The sequence below is a fragment of the Streptomyces sp. NPDC031426 genome, assembly GCF_055581585.1.
The window spans coordinates 258,916-274,397 of record NZ_JBVIJE010000004.1; the positions used below are offsets into that span (position 1 = coordinate 258,916).

A 15,482-nucleotide genomic window follows, 5' to 3' on the forward strand; every position below is an offset into this window, starting at 1 on the left:
GGCCATGCCTCGCTATGAGTACCGCTGCCGTACCTGCGGCGACACGTTCGAACTGAGCCGCCCCATGGCCGAGTCCGCCGCCCCCGCGACGTGCCCTGCGGGGCATGACGACACCGTCAAGTTGCTGTCGACGGTGGCGGTGGGCGGCACGGCCACCGCCGCCCCCGCCCCCGCGTCCGGTGGGGGCGGCGGGGGCTGTTGTGGCGGAGGGTGCTGCGGCTAGTCCTGTTGTCGAGCAGCCCGTAGGAACTCCCGTACGATCCGCTCCCCCGCCAGCACCCCCCGCTCGGGCAGCGCGCTGATCTCCGGAGCGGTCCAACCGGTGTCGGCCAGCTCGCCATGGCCCGGGCGCCAGCCGCGGTCGGCGGCGAGGAGGAGGTCGGCGTCCAGGAGGGAGTCCCCGGCGGCCAGCGTGCGCTCGGCACCGGTGCGGCGGGCGATCTCGCGGACGGCCGCGCTCTTGGTGAGCGGCTTCGGTACGGCGTAGATCTTGCGGCCCTGGAGCGAGACGGTCCAGCCGCGGTTCTCCGCCCACACGGCCAGTTCCTTCACCCAGTCCTCGGGCAGCAGCTCGCGCTCGACGACGAGGTAGGTGAACAGGTCCTCGGCGATGCGGTGCTTGCGCACCCAGGCCGGGTCCGCCGAGCGCAGCAGATGGTCGTGGACCTCGGCCAGCGGCGCGCACTCGTCGGCGAGGCGGGCGAGCACACCGGCGTGCCAGTCGGCGTCCGTCACACCGTCGACCAGCAGATGGCCGCCATTGGCACAGATCGCGTACGTCGGGGGCGGCCCGGGCAGGTTGATCCGCTGGTACTGCTTGCGGGTGCGCGTCGTCGTCGGCACGAAGACGGCCGTGTCGCCGAGGTCGGTGAGCAGCTGGGCCGCCGTCTCCGTCATGTAGGAGAGCGGCTTGGCCTCGTGCACCTCCACGCACAGCAGCCGGGGCGCCCGCGCGTCCGGCATGGTCAGCGCGAGGGCCGCCGAGGAGTAGATCAGCGTACGGTCGAGGTCGCTCGCCACCAGCACCGGCATCAGACGTTCACCGCCTTGCCGTCGGCGCCCGTGGCACCGCGCGTGTACTTGGGGTGGATCAGCCCGACGCAGGTGTACGGCAGCTCACCGACCTCCTCGACGGGGACTCCCCGCTGCTCGGCGAGCATGCGCACGTGGTCGAGGTCGGCGCCGGCCCCTGCGCGCGCCAGGATCTTCCACGGCACCCGGCGCAGCAGCACCCGGGTGGTCTCGCCGACGCCGGGCTTGACGAGGTTCACGTCGTGGATGCCGTACTCCTCGCTGATCCGCTCCACCGCCCGCCAGCCGGCCCAGGTCGGGTCGCGGTCCTCGGCCATCAGCTCCTTGACCGCGGTGTCGACGGTGTCGGCGACCTCCGGGAAGCGGGCCGAGACGGCGTCGAGGAAGGCCACGGAGACGTCGGCGCCGGCGAGTTCGCGGTAGAACTTCGCGCCGTGGAAGTCGCTCGGGCCGACCAGGTCCGCGCGCAGGACGGTCCGCGATATCAGCCCCGAGACGGTCGAGTTGAGGCAGGCGGAGGGTATGAGGAAGTCCTCGCGGGTGCCGTAGGTGCGCACGCAGGAGCCCGGGTCGGCGAGTACGGCGATCTCCGGGTCGAAGCCGGTGACACCCTCCTGCGCCTCGAACTCCTCGACGGCCTGGGCGAGTTCGCGGGTGATGGCGCCCTTGCCGGTCCAGCCGTCGACGAACACGACGTCGCGCGGGTCGTGGTGGGCGGCGAGCCAGCGCAGCGCGTTGGCGTCGATGCCGCGGCCGCGCACGATCGACACCGCGTAGTGCGGGAGGTCGAGGCCGTGCCGGAACTGCGCCCAGCGGCGCATGAGGATGCCGACCGGGGTGCCCGCGCGGGCGAGCGAGACCAGTACCGGGCGCGGCGACCGCTCGGCGATGACGGCCTCGGTGACCACGCCGACGGCCTGCGCGATCCGGGTGGCGGAGGTGTCGAGGGCCGCGTGGAACAGCTCCTGGTACTGCTCGCTGGGCTGGTACTCCACCGGCAGCGACTCGGCGTAGTGCGCGCCACCGCTCTGGATGGCCTCCTCCCGCTCCTCGGTCGGCGCCTCCAGTGTGACGTCGGAGAGGTCCTGGAGCAGCCAGCCGACCTCCTCGGGCGCGTAGCTGGAGAATGCGGGGCCACGGAGGGGCTCGGGCAGCATGGCCGGCCTTTCGGAAGCGTGCGGTACGTACGACGGGACGACCGCGAGCAGGACGTGCGGGGTGTGTGCGGCGAGCCGGGTCAGCAGGCCGTCGGGCGCGTGCAGGGCGGGGGTGTCGGCGACGGAGTCGACCACGGCGACCACGGAGTCGAAGTCACCGCCCGCCACGTTGTAGGCGTACCGCTCGCCGGGGCCGTCGGCCGGGTCGTCGTGCGCGGGGAAGACCAGCCGGGTACGGATCGCATACCCGGGGTCGTCCAGCGCCAGGACGGGCGAGCGGGTGGTGGTGGAGAACCGCACCTCGGCCGGTACGACCTGCTCCAGCTCACGGGCCAGGCGCAGGGGGGCGTACATCAGCTCCTCGAAGCCGAGCACGAGGACACGCCGGGCGGAGGCGGGCAGGGCGTCGGCCACTCGGGCGGCCATGGCGGGCAGCGCGGACTCCAGGCGGGCCCGGTGGGCGGGCGTGAAGCCGTGCCGGCCACCGTCGGGGAGGCGGTGGGGCCAGTGGAGCTCCACCCGGGTGACACGGCCGTACGACGGCTCGGGCGAGCCGTGCCGCTGATCATGCTCGGCGACCAGCCGCTGCCCCCTGTCCAGCACACCCTTCGGCAGCCGTACGCTCCCGGTGGCGGCGGCGATCAGGTCCACCCGGGCGCCGATCCCGGTGGCGAACCGAGCCATCCGGTCGGCGTCCTCGGGCGAGCGCATGTCGACCAGGGCGACCACGACGTAACGCTTGCGTGGATAGCGTTCGTGCAGCTCACGGATGGTGTTCAGGACCGTGTTCCCGGTGGAGAACTCGTCGTCGACCAGGACCAGCGGACCATCTCCGGTCAGCAGGCCGGGATCCTCGGGGAGCAGTAGATGGGAGGTGGCGTGCGAGTGGCTCTCCTCGAAGCCGCCCGCACGGGCGACCCCGGCCACCGGCCGACGCGTGGAGTGCAGGTACGGCGCCGCACCCAGGCCGTCGGCCACGGCGTGGCCCAGCCCGGTCGCGGTCTCCGCGTAACCCAGGACCACCGCACTCCGCGCCTCCCCCTCGGAGAGCATCGCGGCGACCTGTCGGCCGAGCCGGAACCCATGCCCGTACACCACCGCCGGCGACTGCGGAACGTGCTTGCCGAGCACGTTCGACACCAGCAGATGGGCCCGCTTGGGATTGCGCCGCAGGGCGAGCCCGAGCAGGGCCCGCAGGCCGTCGTCCCCCACGAGTTCGACGCCGAGCCGCTCGGCGACCCAGCTGCCGGACCAGACCCCGTGCTTCACTGCGTTCCTCATGCGTTCCTTATTCCGGCGGCGAGCAGCTCGACGAAGCCGACGTCCTCGTGGGCCACGCCGAAGGCCTCGGCGCGCAGCAGGGTCCGCTCGGCCCAGGCGCGGTGCGGCTTCACCTCGTTCATCTTGTTCGTGTAGGCCGACCGGAGTACACCCCCGCCGCCGCGTTCCGGCCGCAGGATGTCCTGGGCGTCGCTGTATTCCTCGTGGCTGACCACGGACAGCGCGTGGACGGGCAGCACGTGGGAGGGGTGGATGCAGGTCTTGCCGAGCAGGCCGTTGGCCTGGTCGAGGGAGATCTCCCGCAGCAGTCCGTCCATGGCGTGCTCGATCAGCCTCTCGCGCAGCTCGACGGCCTGCACCTCCAGGAAGGGGCTCTGCCTCAGCTGGGGCTTGAACATGCGCTCCGAGACCCGGAAGTACTCCCACACGGGTCCGGTCACGGTGAATCCGGTGCCGTCGGCCCGGCCCAGCATGTTCACGACGTCGGCGATCACCGAGGCGACGATCTGCACGTCGTAGGCGGTCATGTCGGGGGCGCGGCGCAGGCCGTAGGAGGAGCAGAAGTCGGTCACGCCGAGGCGCAGGGCGAGCACCCGGTCGCGGTACTTGTCGACCGCGCGGGCGATGCCCTCCAGGGTGTCCACGCGGGACTCGCGGTAGAGCAGCTCCGGGGACTCCAGGACGGGCATGGCGAACAGCCGGCGCCCGCTGAGCGCCTCGGCGGCCGTCAGGGCCTCCAGGAAGGGGATGCCGCGCTCCTCGGTGAACTTGGGCAGCACGAACCCCGACAGCAGCCGCACGGACGCGCCGAGGCGCCGTACGAGGTCGGGAATCTGCTCGGGGGCGCGCACCCGTATGAAGAGCAGCGGGGGCTCTGCGCCGGGCCGGGCGGCCAGGTCGGCGAACTGCCGGACGAGGTTCTCCTCGCCGGCCACCACGTCCGCGTCGTCGATCGAGTCCTCCAGGCACAGCACCATCGAGACCACGCCGTTCCCGGCCTGCTTGACGATGTCGTCGGCGAGCCGCGGCCTGGTGGCCGGGCTGTACAGGGTGGCGCCGAGGGCGGCGGCGAGCAGCCGGGCCGGAGAGTCGGCGGTGAACGCGCGCGGCTCCCGGTGAAAGAGGCGCTGCCGCACCTCGGGGGCGATGTGCCCGAAATGACGCATAGAACTCCCCCAGGGCGATGAGCCCGAGTCTCAGGGTTCGGTAAAGGGTGGCCGGTAATAGTACGTAGGGATCTGTGTCAGAGGTTCCCGGCGGGCATGAATTTCCGGTAACTCGCCCGTGTCGGCAACGCGCTGGGTCACACCACCCCGCATTGTCGTGGCCAGGACCGAGAAGGCAGGATGACCGCATGACGCACGCGATGCTGAAGGGGTCGAACGTCCCGCTGGAAGCCACCACGGTCCGCGCCGTGCTGCGCTGGGCGCCCGGACAGGAGGTCCCCGACGTGGACGCCTCGGCGCTGCTGCTGGGCCCCGACGGCCGTGTGCGCACCGACGAGGACTTCGTCTTCTACAACCAGCCCCGGCACCCCTCCGGAAAGGTGTGGCGGCTGGGCAAGAAGCGTGTCGCCGAGGGGCTGACCGACACGATCCAGGCGGACCTGCCCGGCGTCGAGCCCGATGTCGGCCGGATCCTGCTGGTCGCGTCCGCGGACGGGGTCACCTTCGACCGGGTGCCGGCGCTGTGCATCCTGCTGTACGACGCCGCGGTCGCCGACGCCGAGCCGCTGGCCCGGTTCGAGATCAAGCCGGAGACCGGTGCGGAGACGGCGCTGATCTGCGGTGAGCTGTACCGGCGCGGGGAGGGCTGGAAGTTCCGCGCGCTGGGCGAGGGGTACTCGAACGGGCTGAAGGGGCTCGCGACGGACTTCGGTATATCGGTGGACGAGTCGGAGGCGGAGGAACCGAGCTCTTCGCAGCCGTTGCCTCCGGAGCAGCCGACCTCCGCCGTGCCGCAGCAGCCGCCCGCGTACGGCTATCCGCAGCCGACGTCGGCTCCGCCGGCGTACGGGTACCCCCAGCCGGTGCCGGTGGCTGTCGGGCCGGTGGATCCGAACTTCCGGCTGCCCCCGCAGGGGCCGCAGTTCATCGGGCGGTGAGCCGGCCTACCGGCTCACCGATCCACCTTCGTCTTGTAACCCCTGCCCCACTGCAGCCCCCACCCGTACAACCGGTCCAGCTCGCCCTGGAAGCCGTACACGAACTTCACCTCTCGGCGTACGACCAGCTCGCCCTTGACGTTCTCGATCATGACCACCGCGCACGAGCGGGCCTGCGGATGCCGCTCGTCCAGGCCTATCTCGATCCGAGGACCGTTGCTGGGGTAGAGAGTCACGATGGCATGCGTCCGGTCGAAGGCCGGGGTCTGGTCGTAGATGTAGACGAAGACCAGCAGGCGCTTGATGGCGTCGCGGTGGTCGAGGTTGACGTACATCGTCTCGCCGGACGCCGAGCCGAACCGGTCGTCGCCGCTGAGCTTTATGTACGGCGGTGCGTTGACGTCGCCGAGGTAGTTGCCGAGCGGCTGGACGACGCCCTTGGTGCCGTCGGTCAGTTCGTACAGGCAGCCCAGGTCGAGGTCGACGTTGACCATGCTCTGGCCGTGGCCGAGGACCTCCGGTGGCCTGAGGGCCCTGAAGGGGTGCCGGAAGAGGCTGGTGCGCTGGTTGCTGTCGAAGTCGGAGGTGCGCATCCGCCAGGTGAGGTTGATGCGCAGATGGCCGGTGGCCGCGTCCTGCTTGGTGAGGGACACCGTCTGGTGCCGCCTGGTCAGTTCGATGGAGTTCGTCGAGGCGTTGCCCGCGTCGAATTCGGCGGCGCTGGCGCCCCGCAGCCCGTCGAAGAAACCCATTCCCGCCCCCAGGTGCTCATGTACTGGTTCACCACGCCGTCGGGGCGGCCGACCGCGTCGGCCGCCCCGATTCAGAGCGTTCCTCGCCCGGCGGGGTGTCACACCCCGTCACGGCCCGGATCTGTCCCGTAGGGGACCCGGCTCACACCCCTGAGGAGACCTCGGCCCTCTCGTCGGTGCCCTCGCCCTCGGCCGCCAGCGCGCGGTTGCGGCGGACGGAGGACCAGAAGGACAGGGCGATCAGGACGACACCGACGAGACCGGTGATGACCTCGTTGATCTCGTACTGGATGGTGACCATGAGGATCACGGCCAGGGCGCCGATCGCATAGTGGGCGCCGTGCTCCAGGAAGACGTAGTCGTCGAGGGTGCCCTGGCGGACCAGGTAGACCGTGAGCGAGCGGACGTACATCGCGCCGATGCCGAGGCCGAGGGCCATCATCACGATGTCGTTGGTGATGGCGAAGGCGCCGATCACGCCGTCGAAGGAGAAGGACGCGTCCAGGACCTCCAGGTAGAGGAACATGAAGAACGCGGCCTGGCCGGCCAGCAGCACCGCGGACTTCTTCTTGCCGGTGCGGGCGGCCTCTTCCTCCTCCTCGTGCTCGCGCTCCTCCTCTTCCTCCAGCCGGTCCTCGAAGTAGCCGGACAGACCGCCGACGATCATGTACGTGATCAGGCCGGCGATACCGGCGATCAGGACCGTCTGCGCCTTGTCGACATGGGCGCCGCCGTGCTGGTGGGCCTGGGTGGCGAAGGTGAAGGAGGTGATCAGCAGGACGATCAGGGCGATGCAGACCGCCAGCATGTCGACCTTGCCGAGCTTGGCGAGCGGGCGCTCGATCCAGCGCAGCCACTGGATGTCCCGGTCCTCGAAGATGAAGTCCAGGAAGATCATCAGCAGGAACATTCCGCCGAACGCGGCGATCGCCGGGTGGGCGTCGGTGACCAGCTGCTGGTAACGGTCCTTGTCGGTGAAGGCCAGATGGACCGCGTCGATGGGGTTGAGCTTGGCGGTGAGGGCGACGATGACGACGGGGAAGACCAGCCGCATGCCGAACACCGCGATGAGAACGCCGACCGTGAGGAAGATCTTCTGCCAGAAGGCGTTCATCTTCTTCAGGATGCCGGCGTTGACCACCGCGTTGTCGAACGACAGCGAGATCTCGAGGATGGCCAGGATCGCGACGACACCGAAGGCCTCCCACCCCCCGTAGAAGACCGCGGCGACCAGGCCGAGCGCGGTGACCGCGAACGACCAGCCGAAGGTTTTCAGAAGCACTGGCTACCCAATCGTGTCAGTACGGGGCTCCCCCGCGCCGTACTCGGCTTTGCGAAACGTTGACCCCGAGTCTAGAGGTGCATCCGGCCGGCGGTACCGGCCAGGGCAGCCCTCACCGAAAAGCCACAGCGCAGGCCCCTGGGAGAGGGCTCGGCTACGAGACGTTCACCCCGAAGTCGAGGGCGATGCCGCGCAGGCCCGACGCATACCCCTGGCCGACGGCGCGGAACTTCCATTCTCCCTGGTAGCGGTACAGCTCGCCGAAGATCATGGCGGTCTCGGTGGAGGCGTCCTCGCTGAGGTCGTAGCGGGCCAGTTCCTGGCCGTCGGCCTGGTTCACGACCCGGATGAAGGCGTTGGAGACCTGGCCGAAGGTCTGGCCGCGCTCGTCCGCCATGTGGATGGAGACCGGGAAGACGATCTTCTCGCAGTGTGCCGGCACCTTGGCGAGGTCCACCAGGATCGACTCGTCGTCGCCCTCGCCCTCACCGGTGAGGTTGTCACCGGTGTGCTCGACCGAGCCGTCGGGGCTCTTGAGCTGGTTGTAGAAGACGAACCACTCGTCGCCGAGGACGCGATTGCCGGCCCCGCACAGCAGCGCGCTGGCGTCCAGGTCGAAGGGGGCGCCCGTGGTGGAACGCGCGTCCCAGCCGAGGCCGATCATGACGTTGGTGAGATTCGGTGCGGCTTTGGAGAGGGAGACATTGCCTCCCTTGGCGAGCGTGACGCCCATGACTGCTGGTCCTCCCCTAGTGGTGCTTCCCTGGTTGTCCTGCGCGTCCGGCGCCGCCCGTAAACGGTGCGGCGCCGGAACGGTGCAGGGGTCGTGACCCTGCCGGGATCAGACGTTGACGCCGAAGTCCTGCGCGATGCCGCGCAGGCCCGAGGCGTAGCCCTGGCCGATGGCGCGGAACTTCCACTCCGCCCCGTGCCGGTAGAGCTCGCCGAAGACCATGGCGGTCTCGGTGGAGGCGTCCTCGCTCAGGTCGTAGCGGGCGATCTCCTGCTCGCCCGCCTGGTTCACGACGCGGATGAAGGCGTTGCGGACCTGGCCGAAGGACTGCTGGCGGTTCTCGGCGTCGTAGATCGACACCGGGAAGACGATCTTCTCGATGTCGGCCGGGACGTTGGCCAGGTTGATCTTGATCTGTTCGTCGTCGCCCTCGCCCTCACCGGTGATGTTGTCACCGGTGTGCTCGACCGAGCCGTCGGGGCTCTTGAGGTTGTTGAAGAAGACGAAGTGCTGGTCGCTGGCGACCTTGCCGGTGTTGTTCAGCAGCAGCGCGCTGGCGTCGAGGTCGAAGTCGGAGCCGGTCGTGGTGCGCACGTCCCACCCCAGACCGACGATGACGGCGGTCAGGCCCGGGGCCTCCTTCGTCAGCGATACGTTGCCGCCCTTGCTGAGGCTGACTCCCACGGGTCCTCCATGTGGTGTCCAGGGGCGGGGAGCCCCGTCGTGCTTCGGATATGGGATCAACGAGCCGATCCTAGTGACGGGTTCCCGCCCCCCGCAGACCCTGGACCCGGAGCAGCACAGGTGTCGGCCACGGTCGGCCTACAACGGCCTACAGGGTGTCGAGCGCCTTCACGTAGTCGTTCAGGTCGCGTGCGTCCGGCAGGCCGTTGACCACGGTCCACCGCACGACGCCTTCCCTGTCGATGATGAAGGTGCCCCGGACGGCGCATCCCTTGTCCTCGTCGAAGACGCCGTACGCGCGCGAGACGTTGCCGTGCGGCCAGAAGTCGCTGAGCAGCGGGTACTCCAGGCCCTCCTGCTCGGCGAAGACGCGCAGGGTGTGGATGGAGTCGTTGGAGACGGCGAGCAGCTGGGTGTCGCGGCCTTCGAACTTCGGCAGGTTGTCGCGCAGCTCGCACAGTTCGCCGGTGCACACGCCGGTGAAGGCGAAGGGGTAGAAGAGCAGGACCACGTTCTTCTCGCCGCGGAAGTCCGAGAGCTTCACGCTCCGGCCGTGGTTGTCCTTGAGCTCGAAGTCGGGCGCCTTGTCGCCGACCTGGATCGCCATCGTCGTGCATCCCTTCGGTGGGCCGTTCGGGTGAGCGCACAGCACACGCTCGGGTCCACCCTACGCAGCGATCACCGGGGCCTTCCGGACGGGCCGGGGCGAAATCCAGCCCGTCCGGTTGTGGGAAGAGGAGATCACCTCTTGGACTTGGCCGCCTTCGGCGTGGCAAGCCGGCTTCCGCTCCAGTCCTTGCCCACGCTGACGCTCTTCGACGCCGTCAGGCCGGCCGTCGTGGCGGCGTCCTGGATGTCGCTCGGCTCCACGTACCCCGTACGGCCGGTCTTCGGCGTCAGGAGCAGGATCGCGCCACCCTCTTCGATGTACGTGGTGGCATCCACCAGCGCATCCGTCAGGTCGCCGTCGTCATCACGGAACCACAGCACAACGGCGTCGGCCACATCGTCGTACTCCTCGTCCATCAGGTCGCCCTCGATGGTTTCCTCGATGGCCTCGCGGAGCTCCTGATCGACGTCGTCGTCGTAGCCGATCTCCTGGACCACCTGCCCGGGCTGGAACCCCAGCCTGGCGGCAGGGTTCGTCCGCTCCTCCGCGTGGTCCGCGGTCGCGCTCACGGGTTGCCTCCTGATCATGTCTTGGTGAGTATCTCAGCCACGCGCGTGCGCGAAGCATTGGCCGTAGTCCACACGGGCGGGACGGATCGCGCAAGTACCCGGCCGTTTGGACCGCCGAAACGGTGACGATCCGGGCCGTGTCGCCGCAACTCCTGGCACCGTACCCCGATTCCGCGTGACCCACATCACACCGATGTGCCCGGTTTGCGCCGTTCGGAATCATCTCAGAATCATCCGGTGATACGCCCCTCGAACACCTTTGCCAAGCGCGTCACACCCCGGGCGTATCGTTGCGTTTTGACCGGTGCGGACACGATGCACACACCGAGGAGATGACGTACGCCCTCCCGAGGTACACGATGGGGAGCGGTGTAGGCAGGTGCGGACAACTGGCCCTCTGACAGGTAAGGAACAGCGTGGCTTCCGGATCCGATCGCAATCCGATCATCATTGGCGGCCTTCCGAGTCAGGTTCCTGACTTCGATCCCGAAGAGACGCAGGAGTGGCTCGATTCCCTCGACGCCGCCGTGGACGAGCGCGGCCGGGAACGGGCCCGCTACCTCATGCTCCGGCTGATCGAGCGGGCCCGCGAGCGGCGCGTGGCCGTGCCCGAGATGCGCAGCACGGACTACGTGAACACGATCCCGACCAAGAGCGAGCCGTTCTTCCCGGGCAACGAGGAGATCGAGCGCAAGATCCTCAACGCGACCCGCTGGAACGCCGCGGTGATGGTTTCCCGCGCCCAGCGCCCCGGCATCGGCGTCGGCGGCCACATCGCCACCTTCGCCTCCTCCGCCTCGCTCTACGACGTCGGCTTCAACCACTTCTTCCGCGGCAAGGACCAGGGCGACGGCGGCGACCAGGTCTTCTTCCAGGGCCACGCCTCCCCTGGCATCTACGCGCGCGCGTACCTGCTCGACCGGCTCACCGCGGACCAGCTCGACGGCTTCCGCCAGGAGAAGTCGCGGTACCCGAACGGCCTGTCCAGCTACCCGCACCCGCGTTCCATGCCGGACTTCTGGGAGTTCCCGACGGTCTCCATGGGCCTCGGCCCGCTCGGCGCGATCTACCAGGCGCGGATGAACCGCTACATGGAGGCGCGCGGCATCGCCGACACGTCCAGGTCGCACGTGTGGGCGTTCCTCGGCGACGGCGAGATGGACGAACCGGAGTCGCTCGGCCAGCTGTCCATCGCGGCCCGGGAGGGCCTGGACAACCTGACCTTCGTCGTCAACTGCAACCTGCAGCGGCTCGACGGCCCGGTGCGCGGCAACGGCAAGATCATCCAGGAGCTGGAGTCGATCTTCCGGGGCGCCGGCTGGAACGTGATCAAGCTGATCTGGGACCGCACCTGGGATCCGCTGCTCGCGCAGGACCGGGACGGCATCCTCGTCAACAAGATGAACACGACCCCGGACGGGCAGTTCCAGACGTACGCCACGGAGTCCGGCGCGTACATCCGCGAGCACTTCTTCGGCGACGACCACCGGCTGCGGGCGATGGTCGAGAACATGACCGACGACCAGATCCTGCACCTGGGCCGCGGCGGTCACGACCACCGCAAGATCTACGCGGCGTTCAAGGCGGCCAAGGAGCACAAGGGCCAGCCGACGGTCATCCTGGCCAAGACGATCAAGGGCTGGACGCTGGGCCCCAACTTCGAGGGCCGCAACGCCACGCACCAGATGAAGAAGCTGACGGTCGACGACCTCAAGCGCTTCCGGGACCGGCTGCACCTGCCGATCTCCGACAAGGAGCTGGAGTCCGGCCTGCCGCCGTACTACCACCCGGGCCGGGACACGGACGAGATCCAGTACATGCACGACATGCGCCACCAGTGCGGCGGGTACGTCCCGACGCGCGTCGTGCGCTCCAAGCCGCTCGCGCTGCCGGACGACAAGGCGTACGCGACGGTGAAGAAGGGCACGGGCCAGCAGTCCATCGCCACGACGATGGCCTTCGTCCGGCTCCTCAAGGACCTCATGCGGGACAAGGAGATCGGCCGGCGGTTCGTGCTCATCGCGCCGGACGAGTACCGCACGTTCGGCATGGACTCCTTCTTCCCGAGCGCGAAGATCTACAACCCGCTCGGCCAGCAGTACGAGTCGGTGGACCGGGAGCTGCTGCTCGCCTACAAGGAGTCGCCGACCGGCCAGATGCTGCACGACGGCATCTCCGAGGCCGGCTGCACGGCCTCCCTGATCGCGGCGGGCTCGGCCTACGCCACCCACGGTGAGCCGCTGATCCCGGTCTACGTCTTCTACTCGATGTTCGGTTTCCAGCGCACCGGCGATCAGTTCTGGCAGATGGCCGACCAGCTGGCGCGCGGGTTCGTGCTGGGTGCGACCGCCGGCCGTACGACCCTGACCGGTGAGGGCCTGCAGCACGCGGACGGCCACTCGCAGCTGCTCGCCTCGACCAACCCGGCGTGCGTGGCCTACGACCCGGCGTACGCCTACGAGATCGCGCACATCGTCCAGGACGGGCTGCGGCGGATGTACGGCGGCGACGCCGAGCACCCGCACGGCGAGGACGTCTTCTACTACCTGACCGTCTACAACGAGCCGATCCAGCACCCGGCCGAGCCGGCGAACGTGGACGTCGAGGGCATCCTCAAGGGCGTCCACAAGCTCAGTGAGGGCACGAGCGGCTCGGTCCCGGCGCAGATCATGGCGTCCGGCGTGGCGGTCCCCTGGGCGCTGGAGGCACAGCGGATCCTCGCCGCGGACTGGAACGTGCGCGCGGACGTCTGGTCGGCCACCTCCTGGAACGAGCTGCGCCGCGAGGCCGTGGCGTGCGAGGAGCACAATCTGCTGCACCCGGAGGAGGAGCAGCGGGTGCCGTATGTGACACGGAAGCTCAGCGGCGCCGAGGGTCCGTTCGTGGCCGTGTCCGACTGGATGCGATCGGTTCCGGACCAGATCGCGCGGTGGGTGCCGGGCACGTACCAGTCGCTGGGCGCGGACGGCTTCGGCTTCGCCGACACCCGGGGTGCGGCGCGGCGCTTCTTCCACATCGACGCCCAGTCGATCGTCGTCGCGGTGCTGACCGAGCTGGCCCGGGAGGGCAAGGTGGACCGCTCGGTGCTGAAGCAGGCCATCGACCGATACCAGCTGCTGGACGTGTCGGCGGCGCATCCGGGGACGGCGGGCGGCGACGCGTAGCGGCTGCGCTCGGCTTTGGCGGGGCGGCAACCGGGGAGGGTCTGCTGGTTCGTCGCCGGGTGCGGGGACTGCGTGGCTGGTCGCGCAGTTCCCCGCGCCCCTTTGGGGCGCCCGGACGCTGGGTGACGCAGTGTGGGGTATGAGGCTACGACGGCGGGGAGCGCCCCGTAAGGGGCGCGGGGAACTGCGCGATCAGCCCCCACTCACCCGCACCCGGCAACGCCCCGCAGCCCCACCCCAGTTGCCGCCCCGGCCAAAGCGCCGCAGGCAAACGCGCCGCAGGCATTGGCGCGCGCAGCCCCCTCCGCAGCGCGCGCCACAGCCCTGCCGTCCTCCCATGCCCTGCGGAGGACTTGACCCACTGTGACCTGCGGCGCGCGCCCGGTGCGAGCGATCTTTAGCGGAGTCACCCTGATAGGGGAACTCCGCCCGGAAGACACCCGGGCGGGAGCCTCAGATGTGGCCCACGCCCGCGCCCCCCTCCGCGTTCGCGCCCCGCTTGGTGAGCAGCGCGACGAGCACGGCGACCGCCGCCACACCCGCGGCGACCAGGGAGGCGAGACTCATCCCGGAGATGAACGTGTGATGGGCGACCTCAGCGATCTTCGCGGCGATCTGGTCCGGCACCCCCTTCGGCACCGGGGCGACGCCGACCTGAACCGCCTCGGAGGCCTTGCCGAGCTGACCGGGAGTCAGCTGCGGCAGCCCGGCGCCGGTCCAGTTGCCCGGCAGGTCGCTGTCGACCTTGGAGGCCATCACGGCGCCCAGCACGGCCGTACCGAGGCTGCCGCCGATCTGCATGGCCGCCTGCTGGAGGCCGCCCGCCACTCCGGAGAGCTCCATCGGGGCGTTGCCGACGATGACCTCGGTGGCGCCGACCATGACCGGCGCGAGGCCCAGGCCGAGCAGCGCGAACCAGATCGACATCACACCGCTGCCGGTGTCGGCCTTGAGCGTCGACATGCCGTACATGGCGATCGTGGTCGCGGCCATGCCGCCGGCCAGCGGGATGCGCGGGCCGAGCTTGGTGATCGCGGCACCGGCGAGCGGCGAGCCGACGATCATCATGCCGGTGAGCGGCAGCAGGTGCAGACCGGCGTCGATGGGGCTCATGCCGTGCACGTTCTGGAGGTAGAACGTCACGAAGAACAGGCCGCCCATGAACGCGATGGCCATCAGGACCATGAGGACCACGCCCGCCGAGAGCGGTACGGAGCGGAAGAGGCCCAGCGGGATCAGCGGCTCTGCGACCCTCGTCTCCCAGAACGAGAACGCGGCGAAGAGCACCACGGACGCGCCGATGAACAGCCACGTCCTACCGTCGCCCCAGCCCCAGGTCGGTGCCTTGATCAGGGCCCAGACCAGGCAGAACATCGCGCCGGAGAGCAGCGCGATGCCGAGGAGGTCGAAGGAGCGCGGGGCGTTCTCGGCACGGTGGTCGCGCAGGATCAGCACGCCCAGGATCAGGGCGAGCGCGCCGACCGGCACGTTGATGAAGAAGACCGACTGCCAGTTGACGTGCTCGACGAGGACACCGCCGAGGATCGGACCGCCCGCAGTGGACGCGCCGATCACCATGCCCCAGATGCCGATGGCCATGTTGAGCTTCTCGGCCGGGAAGGTGGCCCGCAGCAGACCGAGCGCGGCCGGCATCAGCAGCGCGCCGAACAGGCCCTGGAAGACGCGGAAGCTGACGACCGCGGCGATGCTGTGGGACAGGCCGATGGCGCCGGAGGCGGCGGCGAAGCCGGTCACGCCGATCAGGAAGGTCTGCCGGTGGCCGAAGCGGTCACCGAGCTTGCCCGCGGTGATCAGGGAGACCGCGAGGGCGAGGAAGTAGCCGTTGGTGATCCACTGCACCTGGGCGAAGGTGGCCCCCAGGTCCTTCTGGATCGCCGGGTTGGCGATCGCCACGATCGTGCCGTCGAGGGCCACCATCATGACGCCCACGGCGACGGTGATCAGGGTGAGCCAGGGATGGCCGCGCAGCCCCGCGGCCGGAGGTGACTCGAGCGGGGCTTCCGGTGCCGTGTCCCCCGGCCCCGTCGCGTCGAGGGTGGTCTGACTAGTCATGCGTTCGAGGCTAGTGACAGTCTCTGACAATTGACAAATGA

13 protein-coding genes are annotated in these 15,482 nt (G+C 69.6%); 3 read left to right on the plus strand and 10 right to left on the minus strand.

Translation table 11 applies throughout. From position 1 onward, the window contains the following. Window positions 1-4: 4 nt before the first annotated feature. Window positions 5-223: an FmdB family zinc ribbon protein gene (locus tag ACZ5NH_RS09430; RefSeq protein WP_388621916.1), complete on the plus strand. Its 219-nt coding sequence runs from the start codon at window positions 5-7 to the stop codon at window positions 221-223. On the opposite strand, the gene ACZ5NH_RS09435 is transcribed toward ACZ5NH_RS09430, so the two are convergent. From ACZ5NH_RS09435 to ACZ5NH_RS09445, 3 genes are read right to left on the minus strand one after another with little or no spacing between them, the layout of a single operon-like run. Then, window positions 220-1,032 carry an HAD family hydrolase gene (locus ACZ5NH_RS09435; protein WP_468773840.1) on the minus strand — a complete coding sequence of 271 codons (813 nt, stop codon included), beginning with the start codon at window positions 1,030-1,032 and terminating at the stop codon, window positions 220-222. The genes ACZ5NH_RS09430 and ACZ5NH_RS09435 overlap by 4 nt on opposite strands. Next, the gene (locus ACZ5NH_RS09440; RefSeq protein WP_468773842.1) at window positions 1,032-3,470 is read right to left on the minus strand and encodes a phosphoribosyltransferase; all 2,439 of its coding nucleotides are present in this window, start codon (window positions 3,468-3,470) and stop codon (window positions 1,032-1,034) included. The genes ACZ5NH_RS09435 and ACZ5NH_RS09440 overlap by 1 nt, the downstream gene beginning before the upstream one ends. Further along, window positions 3,467-4,636, minus strand: a complete 1,170-nt coding sequence (locus ACZ5NH_RS09445; RefSeq protein WP_468773844.1) for an HpcH/HpaI aldolase/citrate lyase family protein — start codon at window positions 4,634-4,636, stop codon at window positions 3,467-3,469. Before ACZ5NH_RS09445 ends, ACZ5NH_RS09440 begins: the two co-directional genes overlap by 4 nt. A gap of 188 nt (window positions 4,637-4,824) precedes the next feature. On the opposite strand from ACZ5NH_RS09445, the gene ACZ5NH_RS09450 reads away from it, so the two are divergent. Then, window positions 4,825-5,574, plus strand: coding sequence for a TerD family protein (locus tag ACZ5NH_RS09450; protein WP_468773846.1), 750 nt, complete (start codon window positions 4,825-4,827; stop codon window positions 5,572-5,574). A 14-nt stretch (window positions 5,575-5,588) separates the two neighbouring features. Here ACZ5NH_RS09450 and ACZ5NH_RS09455 read toward each other — a convergent pair whose 3' ends face one another. The 6 genes from ACZ5NH_RS09455 to ACZ5NH_RS09480 all read right to left on the minus strand — a co-directional run bounded on the left by ACZ5NH_RS09455 (window position 5,589) and on the right by ACZ5NH_RS09480 (window position 10,204). Further along, a complete protein-coding gene (locus ACZ5NH_RS09455) occupies window positions 5,589-6,326 on the minus strand; it encodes a TerD family protein (RefSeq protein ID WP_468773848.1) in 738 nt (245 codons plus the stop codon). A gap of 142 nt (window positions 6,327-6,468) precedes the next feature. After that, a complete protein-coding gene (locus ACZ5NH_RS09460) occupies window positions 6,469-7,608 on the minus strand; it encodes a DUF475 domain-containing protein (protein WP_388621926.1) in 1,140 nt (379 codons plus the stop codon). A 154-nt stretch (window positions 7,609-7,762) separates the two neighbouring features. Further along, window positions 7,763-8,341 carry a TerD family protein gene (locus ACZ5NH_RS09465; protein WP_351798132.1) on the minus strand — a complete coding sequence of 193 codons (579 nt, stop codon included), beginning with the start codon at window positions 8,339-8,341 and terminating at the stop codon, window positions 7,763-7,765. 108 nt (window positions 8,342-8,449) lie between these two features. Beyond that, window positions 8,450-9,025 (minus strand): calcium homeostasis/redox stress adaptation protein, encoded by a 576-nt coding sequence (locus tag ACZ5NH_RS09470; protein WP_388621928.1) that lies wholly within the window; start codon window positions 9,023-9,025, stop codon window positions 8,450-8,452. Between the two features lie 148 nt (window positions 9,026-9,173). Further along, the gene (locus tag ACZ5NH_RS09475; RefSeq protein WP_388621930.1) at window positions 9,174-9,632 is read right to left on the minus strand and encodes a peroxiredoxin; all 459 of its coding nucleotides are present in this window, start codon (window positions 9,630-9,632) and stop codon (window positions 9,174-9,176) included. Between the two features lie 134 nt (window positions 9,633-9,766). Then, the gene (locus ACZ5NH_RS09480) at window positions 9,767-10,204 is read right to left on the minus strand and encodes a DUF3052 domain-containing protein (RefSeq protein ID WP_361244565.1); all 438 of its coding nucleotides are present in this window, start codon (window positions 10,202-10,204) and stop codon (window positions 9,767-9,769) included. Between the two features lie 416 nt (window positions 10,205-10,620). Between ACZ5NH_RS09480 and aceE the strand changes: the two genes are divergently transcribed. After that, complete coding sequence (gene aceE / locus ACZ5NH_RS09485) at window positions 10,621-13,368, plus strand: pyruvate dehydrogenase (acetyl-transferring), homodimeric type (protein ID WP_450980948.1); 2,748 nt, start codon at window positions 10,621-10,623, stop codon at window positions 13,366-13,368. A 453-nt stretch (window positions 13,369-13,821) separates the two neighbouring features. Here the strand turns inward: aceE and ACZ5NH_RS09490 are convergent, their stop codons facing one another. Continuing rightward, on the minus strand, window positions 13,822-15,441 hold the full coding sequence (locus tag ACZ5NH_RS09490) for an MFS transporter (protein WP_468773852.1): 1,620 nt from the start codon (window positions 15,439-15,441) through the stop codon (window positions 13,822-13,824). Window positions 15,442-15,482: the final 41 nt, after the last annotated feature.

Coding starts and splice junctions, on each gene's coding strand:
- ACZ5NH_RS09440 (WP_468773842.1), bottom strand. CDS start 3,470: ATGAGGAACGCAGTGAAGCACGGGGTCTGGTCCGGCAGCTGGGTCGCC.
- ACZ5NH_RS09435 (WP_468773840.1), bottom strand. CDS start 1,032: ATGCCGGTGCTGGTGGCGAGCGACCTCGACCGTACGCTGATCTACTCC.
- ACZ5NH_RS09455 (WP_468773848.1), bottom strand. CDS start 6,326: ATGGGTTTCTTCGACGGGCTGCGGGGCGCCAGCGCCGCCGAATTCGAC.
- ACZ5NH_RS09450 (WP_468773846.1), top strand. CDS start 4,825: ATGACGCACGCGATGCTGAAGGGGTCGAACGTCCCGCTGGAAGCCACC.
- ACZ5NH_RS09445 (WP_468773844.1), bottom strand. CDS start 4,636: ATGCGTCATTTCGGGCACATCGCCCCCGAGGTGCGGCAGCGCCTCTTT.
- ACZ5NH_RS09490 (WP_468773852.1), bottom strand. CDS start 15,441: ATGACTAGTCAGACCACCCTCGACGCGACGGGGCCGGGGGACACGGCA.
- ACZ5NH_RS09475 (WP_388621930.1), bottom strand. CDS start 9,632: ATGGCGATCCAGGTCGGCGACAAGGCGCCCGACTTCGAGCTCAAGGAC.
- ACZ5NH_RS09465 (WP_351798132.1), bottom strand. CDS start 8,341: ATGGGCGTCACGCTCGCCAAGGGAGGCAATGTCTCCCTCTCCAAAGCC.
- ACZ5NH_RS09430 (WP_388621916.1), top strand. CDS start 5: ATGCCTCGCTATGAGTACCGCTGCCGTACCTGCGGCGACACGTTCGAA.